The organism is Terribacillus aidingensis (assembly GCF_900215625.1).
In the GTDB taxonomy this organism is placed as follows: domain Bacteria; phylum Bacillota; class Bacilli; order Bacillales; family Amphibacillaceae; genus Terribacillus; species Terribacillus aidingensis.
Window position 1 is genome coordinate 636,927 of sequence record NZ_OBEK01000002.1, and the last position, 13,000, is coordinate 649,926.

15 protein-coding genes are annotated in these 13,000 nt (G+C 44.3%); all 15 read right to left on the reverse strand.

Going from position 1 to position 13,000, the window contains the following annotated elements:
• Nucleotide 1 precedes the first annotated feature (1 nt).
• The 15 genes from lysA to deoB all read right to left on the reverse strand — a co-directional run bounded on the left by lysA (nucleotide 2) and on the right by deoB (nucleotide 12,996).
• Nucleotides 2–1,309 carry a diaminopimelate decarboxylase gene (gene lysA, locus CRO17_RS08500; protein WP_097041224.1) on the reverse strand — a complete coding sequence of 436 codons (1,308 nt, stop codon included), beginning with the start codon at nucleotides 1,307–1,309 and terminating at the stop codon, nucleotides 2–4.
• A 154-nt stretch (nucleotides 1,310–1,463) separates the two neighbouring features.
• The gene (locus CRO17_RS08505; RefSeq protein WP_097041226.1) at nucleotides 1,464–2,939 is read right to left on the reverse strand and encodes a spore germination protein; all 1,476 of its coding nucleotides are present in this window, start codon (nucleotides 2,937–2,939) and stop codon (nucleotides 1,464–1,466) included.
• Nucleotides 2,932–3,495, reverse strand: coding sequence for a stage V sporulation protein SpoVABEA (spoVAEA, locus tag CRO17_RS08510; RefSeq protein ID WP_245864727.1), 564 nt, complete (start codon nucleotides 3,493–3,495; stop codon nucleotides 2,932–2,934). Before spoVAEA ends, CRO17_RS08505 begins: the two co-directional genes overlap by 8 nt.
• Nucleotides 3,496–3,500: 5 nt before the next feature.
• Nucleotides 3,501–3,851 carry a stage V sporulation protein AE gene (spoVAE, locus tag CRO17_RS08515; RefSeq protein ID WP_097041230.1) on the reverse strand — a complete coding sequence of 117 codons (351 nt, stop codon included), beginning with the start codon at nucleotides 3,849–3,851 and terminating at the stop codon, nucleotides 3,501–3,503.
• A 2-nt stretch (nucleotides 3,852–3,853) separates the two neighbouring features.
• Nucleotides 3,854–4,864 carry a stage V sporulation protein AD gene (gene spoVAD / locus CRO17_RS08520; RefSeq protein WP_097041232.1) on the reverse strand — a complete coding sequence of 337 codons (1,011 nt, stop codon included), beginning with the start codon at nucleotides 4,862–4,864 and terminating at the stop codon, nucleotides 3,854–3,856.
• A 4-nt stretch (nucleotides 4,865–4,868) separates the two neighbouring features.
• Nucleotides 4,869–5,330 (reverse strand): stage V sporulation protein AC, encoded by a 462-nt coding sequence (gene spoVAC / locus CRO17_RS08525; RefSeq protein ID WP_097041234.1) that lies wholly within the window; start codon nucleotides 5,328–5,330, stop codon nucleotides 4,869–4,871.
• A gap of 16 nt (nucleotides 5,331–5,346) precedes the next feature.
• Nucleotides 5,347–5,763 (reverse strand): stage V sporulation protein AB, encoded by a 417-nt coding sequence (locus CRO17_RS08530; RefSeq protein ID WP_097041236.1) that lies wholly within the window; start codon nucleotides 5,761–5,763, stop codon nucleotides 5,347–5,349.
• Nucleotides 5,744–6,367, reverse strand: coding sequence for a stage V sporulation protein AA (locus CRO17_RS08535; RefSeq protein ID WP_097041238.1), 624 nt, complete (start codon nucleotides 6,365–6,367; stop codon nucleotides 5,744–5,746). The genes CRO17_RS08530 and CRO17_RS08535 overlap by 20 nt, the downstream gene beginning before the upstream one ends.
• A gap of 370 nt (nucleotides 6,368–6,737) precedes the next feature.
• Nucleotides 6,738–7,493 carry an RNA polymerase sporulation sigma factor SigF gene (gene sigF, locus CRO17_RS08540; protein ID WP_097041240.1) on the reverse strand — a complete coding sequence of 252 codons (756 nt, stop codon included), beginning with the start codon at nucleotides 7,491–7,493 and terminating at the stop codon, nucleotides 6,738–6,740.
• Between the two features lie 9 nt (nucleotides 7,494–7,502).
• Entirely contained in the window at nucleotides 7,503–7,934 is a 432-nt protein-coding gene (gene spoIIAB, locus CRO17_RS08545) for an anti-sigma F factor (RefSeq protein WP_097041974.1), read from the reverse strand.
• Nucleotides 7,935–7,942: 8 nt separating this feature from the next.
• Nucleotides 7,943–8,299 (reverse strand): anti-sigma F factor antagonist, encoded by a 357-nt coding sequence (spoIIAA, locus tag CRO17_RS08550; RefSeq protein WP_077308870.1) that lies wholly within the window; start codon nucleotides 8,297–8,299, stop codon nucleotides 7,943–7,945.
• 99 nt (nucleotides 8,300–8,398) lie between these two features.
• On the reverse strand, nucleotides 8,399–9,559 hold the full coding sequence (locus CRO17_RS08555; protein WP_097041242.1) for a D-alanyl-D-alanine carboxypeptidase family protein: 1,161 nt from the start codon (nucleotides 9,557–9,559) through the stop codon (nucleotides 8,399–8,401).
• 108 nt (nucleotides 9,560–9,667) lie between these two features.
• Complete coding sequence (locus tag CRO17_RS08560) at nucleotides 9,668–10,969, reverse strand: pyrimidine-nucleoside phosphorylase (protein WP_097041244.1); 1,302 nt, start codon at nucleotides 10,967–10,969, stop codon at nucleotides 9,668–9,670.
• Nucleotides 10,970–10,984: 15 nt separating this feature from the next.
• Nucleotides 10,985–11,809 (reverse strand): purine-nucleoside phosphorylase, encoded by an 825-nt coding sequence (locus CRO17_RS08565; RefSeq protein WP_097041246.1) that lies wholly within the window; start codon nucleotides 11,807–11,809, stop codon nucleotides 10,985–10,987.
• A gap of 2 nt (nucleotides 11,810–11,811) precedes the next feature.
• Entirely contained in the window at nucleotides 11,812–12,996 is a 1,185-nt protein-coding gene (deoB, locus tag CRO17_RS08570; RefSeq protein WP_425444411.1) for a phosphopentomutase, read from the reverse strand.
• Nucleotides 12,997–13,000 lie beyond the last annotated feature (4 nt).

The following is a 13,000-nucleotide window of genomic DNA, read 5'->3' on the forward strand; positions in this document are numbered from 1 at the left end:
TTCATTCATAGGATAGATCCAGCCTTGTTAATTCCTCGGCTTCTTCTCTTTTGACTACAAGCTTATCCACACCATTTTCGACAAACACAACAGCTGGTCTGCCAAAGCGATTATAATTGTTCGCCATCGCGTAGCCGTATGCACCAGTACTAAAAACGGCCAGCAGATCACCAGCTTCCGCTTTTGGCAGGTCTATATCCCAAATCAGCATGTCGCCGGATTCACAGCATTTCCCAGCGATTGACACTGTTTCAATCGCTTCCTCATCTGCTCGGTTTGCTAGTTTAGCTTCATAAACAGCTTTATAAAGGGCCGGACGCAAATTGTCGGTCATACCGCCATCAACTGCTACATACTTGCGGACACCAGGGATCTCTTTCACAGAGCCAATCGTGTAAAGCGTCACTGCCGCATTGCCGACAATAGACCTGCCAGGTTCAATCCATATTTCCGGCATTGCAATGTTAGCAGCTTCTGCTTCCGCTTTAATTCGAGACACTAATGCGTGAATATATTCTGACAGCGGCAGCGGCTCATCGTTTTCTGTATAACGAATACCAAATCCGCCCCCGACATTTAGTACTGCTGGTGCATAATTATACGTACGATGCCATGATTGAACGAGCTCGAATAGTCTGCTGACAGCCATCAAGAAACCATCCGTCTCAAATATCTGCGACCCAATGTGGCAGTGCAGCCCTTTCATTCGAATAACTTCACTATCTTTTACAAGCCGGAAAGCTTCTTCTGCTTGTCCGTTCGCAATATCAAACCCAAATTTGGAATCTTCATTACCGGTCAGTATATAGTCATGTGTATGTGCTTCAATTCCAGGTGTAACACGAAGCAAAACATCCATTTGCTTGCCTTGTTCTTTCAACACGGCTTCCAGCAGCGCTATTTCATGGAAGTTATCGACAACAATACAGCCGATACCATGTGCAACGGCCATAGAAAGCTCTTCATAGCTCTTATTGTTGCCGTGCAAATGAATTCTGTCGGCAGGAAACTCCGCTTTTAATGCTGTATGCAATTCACCGCGGGAAACAACATCCAAGCTGAGTTTCTCCTGTTTGGCTACTTGCAGCATTGCGACAGAAGAAAAAGCCTTGCTTGCATAAGCGACCTGCGCTTTGACGCCTAACGTTTCAAATGCGTTAACGAAGGCCTTGGCGTTTTCCCTTATAATACCAACATCATATACGAATAAAGGAGTACCATATTTTTTTGCTAATGTGACGGCATCAACACCGCCAATCTCTAGAATATGCTGATCATTAATTATAAAAGGATGCTGCATAAAAACCATTACCTCCAACTCAGGACTATCGGATAAGGCGTCAGACAACGAAAGCTCATCTTTCCGCATAGGAAGAAGATGAGCTTATCGCTTCACAAGCTACACTACCCGAAACTGACAAAATAGATAGAGTAAACTTATCATATTCTTATTTTTCTAGCAACTAAGAATTCGGCATTCTTGCCTTATCTTGCGGGTTGGTAATACCTGGACGGATTTTTGATAATGGTGTTGGTGTCCGGTAAATCACCTGTATTAACCCTTTCAGATTGAATGGGATAAACGGCCACATATAAGGTGTATTTAAAGATTTTGTACCGACAAGTATGAGCATCATCAACGTTATGCTGATAACAAACCCGGGCACTCCGAAGATGGCAGTCGCAAATAAAAAGATAATGCGCGTTATTTTATTTGATACACTGAGCTCAAAACTTGGTGTCACAAAGGAACCAACTGCTGATATAGCTACATAAAGAATAACCTCAGGTGTGAATAGCCCGACATTAATTGCTATTTCGCCAATAAGCACAGCTGCAATCAGACCCATGGCGGTAGACAGCGGGGTTGGTGTATGGATAGCAGCCAGCCGAAGGAATTCTATCCCTAAATCTGCCAGTAAGATTTGGAGGAATAACGGAATATGTCCTCCGCCTTTATTCGGTCCAATAAAGTCAATGGTCGCTGGCAGGAGTTCTGGATGAACTGTAACTAAATACCAAAATGGCAATAAGTATAACGATACAAAGATACCGATAAGCCGTATCCAGCGAATGAATGATCCCGGCGCTGGGGATTCTCGGTATTCTTCTGCATGCTGCAGATGATGGAAGTATGTTGTCGGTGTAATAATGACACTCGGAGAAGTATCCACGATAATAATTACATGGCCTTCATATAAATGAATTGCACTTATATCGGGTCTTTCTGTATAGCGGACTAATGGAAAAGGTTTATTCCCTTGTTTAACGAGAAATTCCTCCACTGATTTATCCGCCATTGGAATTCCGTCAATCTCTATTTCCTTCAGTTCTTCTTTGATTAACTTGACCAAGTTCGGATCGGCAACGTCCTCAATATAGGCAATACAAATGTCTGACTTGGATCTTTCTCCTACTTGCATCATTTCCAGGCGCAATCTTTCATCGCGAATTCTTCTGCGAGTCAGTGCCGTGTTAATAATAATATTTTCTGTATACCCATCTCGCGGTCCGCGAATAACTTTCTCTGTGTCAGGCTCCATTGGCTGCCTGCCTGGGTAAGATCTCGTATCAACCACAAACGCAAAATCACAGCCATCGATGAAGACGACAATTAAACCAGATAAAAAGGCATCAACACAGTCATCAATATTTTGCTTCCGGTTGACTTGCATGTGAACCAAACGATTTTCGATGATCTCCGGAATTTTATTTGTGTTTTTTTCATCATCATTAATACTTATTAGCTTAGAAATAACGCGCTGGACAATTTCGGCATCGGCAAGACCGGTTGTGTAGTAAATTTCAATTTGTTTTTTGAGAATGATCAGTTTGCGGTGACCAACATCAAAGGAGACCCCGAGCCCGACACGCTCTTTCATAAAGTCGTTTACTTCATCTATTTTGGATGGAATCGGGTTCTTTTCTTTTTCAGCCATGATTCGTACCCTCTCTTTCTAGGATGATTCGAAGTGCTTGTTCGGTAATTGGTGACCCAATCTCGATTCTGTCTTTGCCTCGCATTTTCCCAATGTCTCCAATCGCTACAACGATTGGAAGATCTAGCTGATCGAGTAAGTAAATTGTGTCACCATTAATACGACCAAGCTCATCCGTAACCACACCTTCTTTATCCACTCCAAAGGGCTGCAGTTCGCCATCCTGATCAATGGAAAAGCTGACTCGGCTCCATTCCCTGTTTTGGGTATGAGCTGCCACAGCCAGGGCGCCAATAATATTGACTTCCGGATCGGCAGCAAGGCTTTGAAGAATCTTCTCTCCGCTGCCGACTCCCGGAACACCTCCATCGTCCAGCAGAACATATACTGGTTCCTGAGGAGCGGCTTGAATGGCAGCTTTTATTGCGCTGTCATCAGCTGTCATCGGGTTATCAGCCAAATAAGAGAGCGAGGTACCGCCAATCTTATGTGCCAAATAATCAATGGTACGTTTGGCATATGCGTCTCCGTCGGTTATGAGAATAACTCTTTTCATCTTGCTCATCCTTTCGGCTTAAAGAACACCGCGACAAGAAAACCAAACAGGATAGCGGCAGCAATTCCGGCGGATGTCAGCTGAAACATTCCAAGTGCAATGCCCCAGAACCCATGTTTATCCGCCTGTTCCATCGCTCCATGCAGCAAGGAATGACCAAAGCTCGTAATTGGAACGGTAGCACCAGCGCCAGCGAACGAAATCAGATTATCGTACAAATCAAAACCATCAAGTACACATCCTGACACAACAAACGTGCTCATTACATGTCCTGCATCCATTTTCGCCACATCCAAGAGCAGCTGTCCAACAACGCAGATCAGCCCTCCTATTACAAAAGCCCAGAAAAAGTCCATGCTTATCCCTCCTCTCTGACGAGTACCACACTGTGCGCAATGGCTGGAATGGATTCTTTCTGACGAATTACGGTCGGACTCATTAAAGCTCCGGTTGCAGTAATTAAAATCCGCTTGTACGTCCCTTTTTTCATCTCATCCAATAAGTGTCCATATGTCACAATAGCGGAACATGCAGTCCCGCTTCCGCCAGCCAGCATGCCTTGATCACTTGTGTAAAGCAAATTGCCGCAGTCTTTGTGAACGGCATCAATGTCGATACCATCACTGCGCAGCATATCTTTAAGTATCGGAGAACCTACACTCGACAAATCGCCAGTTACGATTAAGTCATAATCTGCTGGTGTCCGGCCGAAATCGCTCAAATGTCTCTTTATCGTATCGTGAGCAGCTGGCACCATTGCACTGCCAAGATCAAACGCATTGGTAGCGCCGAAGTCAACAACTTTACCGATGGTCGCCCCTTCAATACGTATTTTGCTTTTTTCCCGGCTCACTAGCGCACAGCCTGCTCCAGTTGCCGTGCTCGTCGCTGTCTCAGGCTTTTGATTGCCATATTCTGTCGGGAATCGGAATTGCCGTTCTGCTGTTGCGTTATGACTGGAGACAGCAGTCAGAATACGGTTTGCGGCTCCTGCATCGACGAGCTGTGAAGCAATTGCCAAGGTTTCCATGCTGGTCGAACATGCGCCAAACATACCAAGATAAGACATATCCATGTCACGAGCCGTATAGTTAGCACTAACATTTTGATTCAGTAAATCTCCTGCAATGAACATATCGATATGTTGCGGTTTTAAGCCTGCTTTATCTAATGTCACTTGGATGGAATCCTGCAACAGTTTACGTTCTGCCATTTCCCAGTTGTCTTCGCCGCAATAGAGATTTTCATAAGATTTGTCAAAGGAGCTGCCAAGCGGTCCATTTCCTTCCTTAGGTCCAACACTTGTACCTGTTTCCTCAATATAAACAGCATTGTTCAGCGTCCAGGATTGTCTTCCCAATTTTGCCATTTTCTCATCCTCCAATCAGCTGATTAAATACATAGCGGATAATACCGACGATATATGCTGAAGTAACTCCGAATACGATAACGCTGCCAGCCAATTTGAACATATTTCCTCCAATACCCAATACATAGCCTTCTGATTTAAATTCTAAGGCAGCACTTGTAATGGAATTGGCAAATCCCGTAACCGGTACAGCAGTACCAGCACCAGCAAACTGAGCAATACGGTCATAAACACCGATCCCTGTCAATAAAGCGGATAGTAGGATAAGCGTCGTAACGGTCGGCGTCCCAGCTTCTTGCTGCGTCATATCGAATACTTGCATATAAAATCTTGTCAGCAGTTCGCCGATAAGACAAATGAAGCCGCCGACAAAGAATGCTTTTAAGCAATTGCGGAATAACGGGACCTTCGGATAATACGATTTTGCTGTTTTATTGTAATTTTCTTTCTTGAATTTGGAATCCATACTGTCACCTCTTAAATTAATAGGAAAATAAAAGCCATTGAAATAACGATCCTGTAATCTTGCCTAACACGATGGCCATGAAGAACCAAATCAGACTTCCATCCAAGCCGATTCTTCTAGTCAAAATAGGGAATACATTAAGCACCTCTGTTAGTGCCGCAGCCAGCATTCCGACAAAAATGCCGTGTAATAACCCCCAAAAGCTGATTAGCAAGAGCGGCGCATGGAAGTGGAAATAGTGAAAGGAAAGAATGGTACCAGCGAAAGCGCCCGCCGTAACCCCAGCTTCATACGTAATAATAAACCGATGCGTTTTGCTCAGCTGTATCAATCTGGGGATGATACCGAGAACAGTTAGAAACGCTACAAAACCCGCACCAGTTGCAAGCCCGGCACTGAGCCCGATGATTGTTTCAGCTATGGCGATCCACATTTTGTTTCTCCAAACTGTTTTCGTGATATGCCACGTAAACATCCATTTCACGCTGGTATTTGTGCATTTCCACTTCGAGCGGACTTGGCTCCTCATTCAGTCTTTTCTTGAACACATGATTGAAAAAGAGGATCATCCCCACACCAATGCCAATGCTGTAAGGAATTTGCATCCATAGCGGATGGATAAGTTTCTCTCCAGTAAGCAAAAAATGAATCTTCTGCTGAACGGGCTCCATTGCAACGTCAAAATGAAAATTCATGATTGTCATAGCAGAACCGATAAAAAGAAGCAGCCATATGAGAATAACGAGCGGCCACACCGTTCTTTTCTTGGAACGCTGCACACGCACAATCGTCTGTTCTGATCCAATCAGCTGCAATTCATGCTCTGGAAAAATCCGCATAAGCTGCTGAAATACAAGAAAGGAGTCGAGCACTACAATATTGCTGTCCTTTTCCGTTATCCGGTAAATGACCGTATCCAGCATGCGTTCTTTTTGGTCACCGGCATTGGCAATATGGGCAATATCCTTTAATTTGATTACTGCTTCTGGAGCAGCGGTTATTTTCCGGATAAACCGGATGTATACGATTGCTGGCATAAAAGCACCTCCCCTATGAAGAAGGGTTTCTGTACTTAGTATGGTATAAGCACTTAGGAAACATGCTGGTAATTGCAGGCAATAAAAAAAGCTTCTGCACAATCTGTGCAGGAGCTTTTTAAGGCTGGAAGAAAAGTATTTATCTACATATGAGAAACATCCACTAGAACAGGCTGATACAGACTCCTCATAAACAAAAAGCAATTTTCTTCTTAGTTGTCTTGCTTTTCAACGACTACTGAACGAATCAAAGTCTTCGCTGTCGTGATTTCCTGAGGGGATGCTTCGAGTCGCAGAAAAAGTGTTCTGCCAAAAACAGGCTGTGGAAGGGACTACTCGAAGAAAGTTTCATTTATTGTTCTTGTCCTACTCACTTTTCCAGCTGCTCCTTGATGGCAGCCAATAGTTTTTTTTCCAAACGGGAGACCTGGACTTGTGAAATCCCAAGCCGTTCCGATACTTCTGATTGGGTTTGGTCCTTATAGAAACGCAAATAGACAATCAGTCTTTCCCGCTCGCCAAGCGATTGGATCGCTTCTTGAAGAGCAAGCTTATCGAACCAGTTATTGTCTTGTTCTGCAATCTGGTCTAACAAAGTAATTGGGTCGCCATCATTTTCAAACACTGTCTCATGTATGGAGTGCGGCAGTTTAGCAGCCTCTTCCGCATGGACGATTTCTTCTGGGGAAAGCTCAAGTTCTGTAGCAATCTCCTGGATGGTTGGCGCCCGATTGAGTGTCTTCGTCATTTCTTCTTTTTTCTTGCGTACTTTATTAGCGGTCTCTTTTAAAGACCGGCTCACTTTTAAGCTGCCGTCATCTCGGATAAACCGCTGAATCTCGCCAATAATCATCGGTACAGCATAGGTAGAGAATCGGACGTCATAAGCCAAGTCGAATTTATCAATCGATTTGATCAGCCCGATACAGCCGATCTGAAATAAATCATCCGGCTCGTAACCGCGGTTAATGAACCGCTGAACGACGGACCAGACGAGTCTTACATTTCGTTCGACAAGGATATCACGTGCTTCTTTATCACCATTCTGACTTAACTGGATGTATGTTTTTACTTGCTTATCGGTCAATTGTTCCTTTGCCTTCTGCTGTTTCAAATATACATCCATCTTCCCCACCTACTGACTCATGGCTTTGCTTCGATTGAACTGCTTATTCATCGTGACTGTTGTGCCTTCGCCTTCTGCCGAAAACACATACACATTGTCCATGAAGTTTTCCATGATCGTGAAGCCCATTCCAGAACGCTCTAAGTCCGGCTTTGATGTATACAAAGGCTCCATTGCCTGTTCCACATCTGAAATACCTACTCCTTCATCCCGAATAATCAATTCCACGTCTCCGTCTTCCAATGTACAGATAATTGTAATCATCTGATCAGGGTCCGAATTATACCCATGTATAATCGCATTTGTAACAGCCTCGGAGACGACTGTTTTGATCTCTGTAAGCTCATCCATTGTCGGATCAAGCTGTGAGACAAAGGAAGCGACAGTTACACGAGCGAAAGCTTCGTTCCTGCTTTGGCTAGAGAAAGAAAACCGCATCATATTTGTATTCACGATAGCACCACCCCAAATGTTTCCAGCGCAAAGCGCTCATTTTCTTCAAATCTGATAATCTTGAACAAACCAGACAGCTGGAAGAGCCTGTCCACAGCCGGTGTTAGACTGCAGACCACCATTTCTCTTCCTTCTGCTTTCAGTTCTTTATACCTGCCAAGGATGACACCAAGACCGGAGCTGTCCATAAACGAGAGAAATTCCAAATTCAATACCATATGCTTAATACCTGGCTGCTGCAGAGCAAGCTGCCAGCTTTCTTTTAATTCTCTCGCCGTGTGATGATCGAGCTCCCCGCTGAGACGGGCTAGCAAGATGTTTTCCTTCAATTCGTATTCTACTGTCAACCCCATAAATCTCTCCTCCTTTATCCTGCTTATACATTTCTGCAGAAAAAGGCGAAAACCTTTTGGATGACAAAAATAGAAAAAACTTTAGTCAATCTGCTATAATCAGCGGAATTTCACCATATCATCAAAACTGCGCTTCATTAACAGCCAATAACTAGCTGTCGGAACATCCTCTTTCATCACAAGCGGTGTAGAAGAGATTAGCTTGTCTCCACTACGCACTTCGAGGATACCTACTTGTTCTCCTGTTTTAAGCGGAAGCGATATGTCATTTTTATAGATAATCTTTGTTTCTAATTCACCCAGCTCTTCGCCTTTCTTTTGCAGCAATGATACAGGTTCCTCCGTCATAATCGGAACATCTTGTCGCGCTGCCTTCAGCTTATCCAGCTTCGCAACAACTTGGTTCTCTTTGTAAAGCTGTTTGACCGCATATTGATTGAATCCGTAATCCAGCATGCGTGATACTTCGTTATTACGCTGTTTCGGCGTTTCGGCACCCATAACAACGGCGATTACTCGCATTCCATCTTTCTTAGCAGTTGCTGTCAAACAATATTTCGCTTCTTTAGTAAAACCAGTTTTCAGACCATCTACACCCGGATAAAATTTCACGAGCTTGTTTGTGTTTACAAGCCAAAATGGGTCTTCTGAATCCTGTCTCAGATAATCTTCGTAGATACCAGTGAATTCTGTAATTTCTTCGTGACCAAGCAGTGCTCTGGCCATCATTGCCATATCTTTGGCTGTTGAATAGTGATCAGTTGCTGGAAGCCCCGTTGCATTTTGAAACTTCGTATGCGATAGCCCAAGCTCTCTTGCTTTTTCATTCATTTTTTTCACAAATGCATCTTCTGTGCCTGCAATCTTCTCTGCCATTGCCACACTTGCATCATTTCCGGAAGCAACCGCTATTCCTTTAAGCAGGTCTTTAACAGTCATCTCTTCTCCAGCTTCGAGGAAAATCTGCGATCCGCCCATACTTGCTGCGTATTCGCTTGCTCTAACTTTGTCTTCATAGTGCAGCTTTCCAGCTTCGATTTCTTCCATGATCAAAAGCATCGTCATAATTTTTGTCATACTAGCAGGCGGCAGTTCTTTTTCCATATTTTCACCTGACAGCACTTGACCTGTGTCACGCTCAATCAAAATGGATGATCTGACCGTTTCTTCTTTTTCCTTTTCAGCAAAAACGTGCGGTGGTACCGCTGCAATACTGATAACAAAAGCTAGCAGCATACTGACTAGACTCATTTTTTTCATATCGGGTTCCTCCGTTTACGGTAATACAGTTAGAATCTCCCAAACGAATTGATTTATGAGTTGTTTTTGCATACAAAAAAAGCAGCCCTTTACAGGACTGCTTTTGCATTAAGAAATTACGTCGTAAATCAACGTCATTTTCTCTATATGTTCTTCGTTAATCGTATACGACTCTAACACTTTGTTGCGAGAATCTGCTGCTTCTGCATCACGCGCATGTAAAACGGCTATTGTCTCGCCTTCTTGTACGGCATCGCCTTGCTTTTTCATCAATGTAATGCCAACAGCATGATCAATGTCGTCATCTTTAGTCGCACGTCCTGCTCCAAGATACATTGCGGCTGTACCAATTCCTTCCGCGTCGATGCTGTGGACAAATCCAGCAGCCGGCGCTTTCACTTCAATATGATAATCTGCTTGCGGGAAGAGCTCTGGATTATCGACAAGTGCTGTGTCTCCGCCTTGTGCACCGATGAATGTCCGGAAAGCTGCAAGCGCAGTACCATCATCTAAGCATGCTTCTAAATGAGCACGTGCTTCCTCGTATGTAGCAAACTTACCAGCAAGCAGCGCCATATGTGTCGCAAGCTCCACGGAAATCTCACGCAAATCGGTGATCTTTTCTCCGCTTAGCACTTGAATTGCTTCTTTGACTTCATTACTGTTGCCAATTTCAAATCCGAGCGGCTGGTTCATGTCGGTAATAACGGCAACTGTTTGACGGCCTAAGTTATTGCCGATTTTGACCATTGTTTCTGCTAATTGGCGGGACTCATCAAGTGATTTCATGAAAGCCCCAGAACCAGTTTTAACATCTAAAACAATTGCTTCTGCACCAGAAGCCAGTTTTTTACTCATAATCGAGCTTGCAATTAGCGGGATTGTATTAACAGTTCCCGTAACGTCGCGCAATGCGTATAGCTTCTTGTCAGCAGGTGCCAAGTTGCCTGTCTGCCCAGCAACAGCTAATTTGTTTTCATTAACTAAGCCCATGAACTGCTCACGGCTCAAGTCGATGGAAAAGCCTTTAAACGACTCCAGCTTATCTAAAGTTCCGCCAGTATGTCCCAGACCGCGCCCTGACATTTTTGCAACCGGAATACCAATAGATGCGACAAGCGGTCCTGTAATCAACGTAATCTTATCTCCTACGCCGCCTGTGCTGTGTTTATCGACCTTTTTACCTGCGATGCTGCTCAAGTCAAAAGTCTCGCCAGAATTGGCCATTTCTTCTGTAAGCCAAGCTGTTTCTTCTTCTGTCATCCCATTAAAATACACAGTCATTAAAAAGGCAGAAGCCTGATAGTCTGGGATATCTCCGCGCGTGTAGCCTTGGACAAAGAAGCTAACTTCTTCTTTCGAAAGTTTGCCGCCATCGCGTTTTTTTGTAATTAAATCAACCATTCTCATACTCGATCACCTGCTTTATTTATTTGGAAGCTGTTTGACGATTTGTTTTACGAATCGCAGGAAGTCTTCACGAACCTGGCCTGTTGTTTCCATTACTTCATCATGTGTCAGCGGCTGATCCAGAATGCCTGCTGCCATATTAGAAATACAGGAAATGCCAAGAACGTCCATTTTAGCATGACTGGCAACGATCACTTCCGGAACTGTCGACATACCGACTGCGTCTCCGCCCCACGTGCGGAGCATCCGTACTTCGGCACCTGTCTCATAAGAAGGACCTGTATTGCCCACATAAACGCCTTCTTGCACTTCCAGATTAATTTCTTCAGCAACTGCACGGGCGTGCTTTAGAAGTTCTTTGCTGTAAGCAGCAGACATATCCGGGAATCGTGCACCGAGTTCTTCGTCGTTCTGTCCAATCAAGGGATTTGTTCCCATATTGTTAATATGGTCCGTAATTAACATCAAGTTGCCTGGCTCGAAGCTCTCATTGATACCGCCAGCTGCGTTCGTCACTATCAGCGTTTCTACACCTAGCGCTTTCATCACGCGAATTGGCAGCGTGACCAATTCCATCGGATAACCTTCATAGAAATGGAAGCGACCTTGCATCGCAATTACATGCTGGCCTTCCAGTTTACCAATTACGAGCTGTCCCTTATGTCCGCTTACGGTAGAAACCGGGAATCCAGGTATCTCACCATAAGGAACGACAGTTGTATCGGTAATTTCATCAGCAAGAACACCTAACCCAGATCCAAGAACGAGACCTACTTCCGGTGCAGCAGTTAATTTATTTTTTATATAATCGGCTGCTTGTTTAATCGCTTCTGTCTGCATGTTTATTTCCCCTTTTTCAACGCTTGTAAAAAGCTTGTTCCGTGTTCTGGCATGTCAATGTTAAAGTTTTCTGCGATTGTCGCCGCAATATCCGCGAACGTATTTCGAAGCGGAAGTTCTTCCCCTTGTGCTGCCCCCGTATGGTAAGCAATCAAAGGCACGTACTCTCTTGTATGGTCTGTGCCGTGATGAACCGGGTCATTTCCGTGATCAGCAGTAATCAGCAGCAAATCATCTTCTTTCAGCTTGTTTAGTACTTCCGGCAAGCGTTTGTCGAAATCTTCCAGTGCTTTTCCGTAGCCCTCTGGATCGCGGCGATGACCGTATTTCGCATCAAAGTCAACTAAGTTGAGGAAGCTGATGCCAGTAAAGTCTTCGTCCATGCTTTCCACTAGCTTTGTCATACCGTCGTCATTATCCTTTGTACGGACAGACTTTGTCACGCCTTCTCCATCATAAATATCAGAGATTTTTCCTAAAGCAATCACATCATAGTTTGCATCTTGCAAACTGTTCATCGTCGTTCTGCCAAAAGGCTTCAGCGCATAATCATGGCGGTTCGATGTCCGCTCAAATGCACCCGGCTTCCCAACGAATGGACGTGCGATGATGCGGCCAAGCATATAAGGATCATCAAGTGTAAGCTCCCGGGCAATTTCGCAAATACGATACAGTTCATTCAGCGGAATAATATCCTCGTGCGCTGCAATCTGCAGTACAGAATCAGCAGATGTATAAACAATCATATCGCCAGTTTCCATATGCTGCTCGCCAAGTTCGTCCAGAATTTCTGTTCCAGAAGCTGGCTTGTTGCCAATAATGCCGCGGCCGGTACGTTCTTTCAATTCATTTAATAAAGCATCCGGAAATCCATCCGGGAATGTACGAAATGGCTGGTCGATGCGAAGACCCATGATTTCCCAGTGTCCTGTCATGGTATCTTTACCATTTGATGCTTCCTGCATTTTTGTATAATACGCTTTTGGCTGGTCGGCAGCTTTAATGCCTTCTACTTCTCTAATATTGCCAAGACCTAGAGCTGCCATATTCGGCATTTGCAGCCCGTTCATATGAGAAGCAATATGACCGAGTGTATCTGCTCCTTTATCACCGAAAGCTTCTGCATCCGGCGCTTCTCCAATCCCGACAGAATCCATTACGATAAGAAATGCGCGTTTAAAATCCAATGTT

Bases quoted from the DNA above. Each gene is read 5' to 3' on its own strand.
- CRO17_RS08560 (WP_097041244.1), bottom strand. From the start codon at position 10,969: ATGAGAATGGTTGATTTAATTACAAAAAAACGCGATGGCGGCAAACTT.
- CRO17_RS08505 (WP_097041226.1), bottom strand. From the start codon at position 2,939: ATGGCTGAAAAAGAAAAGAACCCGATTCCATCCAAAATAGATGAAGTA.
- CRO17_RS08530 (WP_097041236.1), bottom strand. From the start codon at position 5,763: ATGTGGATCGCCATAGCTGAAACAATCATCGGGCTCAGTGCCGGGCTT.
- sigF (WP_097041240.1), bottom strand. From the start codon at position 7,493: ATGGATGTATATTTGAAACAGCAGAAGGCAAAGGAACAATTGACCGAT.
- CRO17_RS08565 (WP_097041246.1), bottom strand. From the start codon at position 11,809: ATGCAGACAGAAGCGATTAAACAAGCAGCCGATTATATAAAAAATAAA.
- CRO17_RS08535 (WP_097041238.1), bottom strand. From the start codon at position 6,367: ATGCCAGCAATCGTATACATCCGGTTTATCCGGAAAATAACCGCTGCT.
- spoVAEA (WP_245864727.1), bottom strand. From the start codon at position 3,495: ATGAAAAGAGTTATTCTCATAACCGACGGAGACGCATATGCCAAACGT.
- CRO17_RS08555 (WP_097041242.1), bottom strand. From the start codon at position 9,559: ATGAAAAAAATGAGTCTAGTCAGTATGCTGCTAGCTTTTGTTATCAGT.
- spoIIAB (WP_097041974.1), bottom strand. From the start codon at position 7,934: ATGATGCGGTTTTCTTTCTCTAGCCAAAGCAGGAACGAAGCTTTCGCT.
- spoVAC (WP_097041234.1), bottom strand. From the start codon at position 5,330: ATGGATTCCAAATTCAAGAAAGAAAATTACAATAAAACAGCAAAATCG.
- spoVAE (WP_097041230.1), bottom strand. From the start codon at position 3,851: ATGGACTTTTTCTGGGCTTTTGTAATAGGAGGGCTGATCTGCGTTGTT.
- lysA (WP_097041224.1), bottom strand. From the start codon at position 1,309: ATGGTTTTTATGCAGCATCCTTTTATAATTAATGATCAGCATATTCTA.
- spoIIAA (WP_077308870.1), bottom strand. From the start codon at position 8,299: ATGGGGTTGACAGTAGAATACGAATTGAAGGAAAACATCTTGCTAGCC.
- spoVAD (WP_097041232.1), bottom strand. From the start codon at position 4,864: ATGGCAAAATTGGGAAGACAATCCTGGACGCTGAACAATGCTGTTTAT.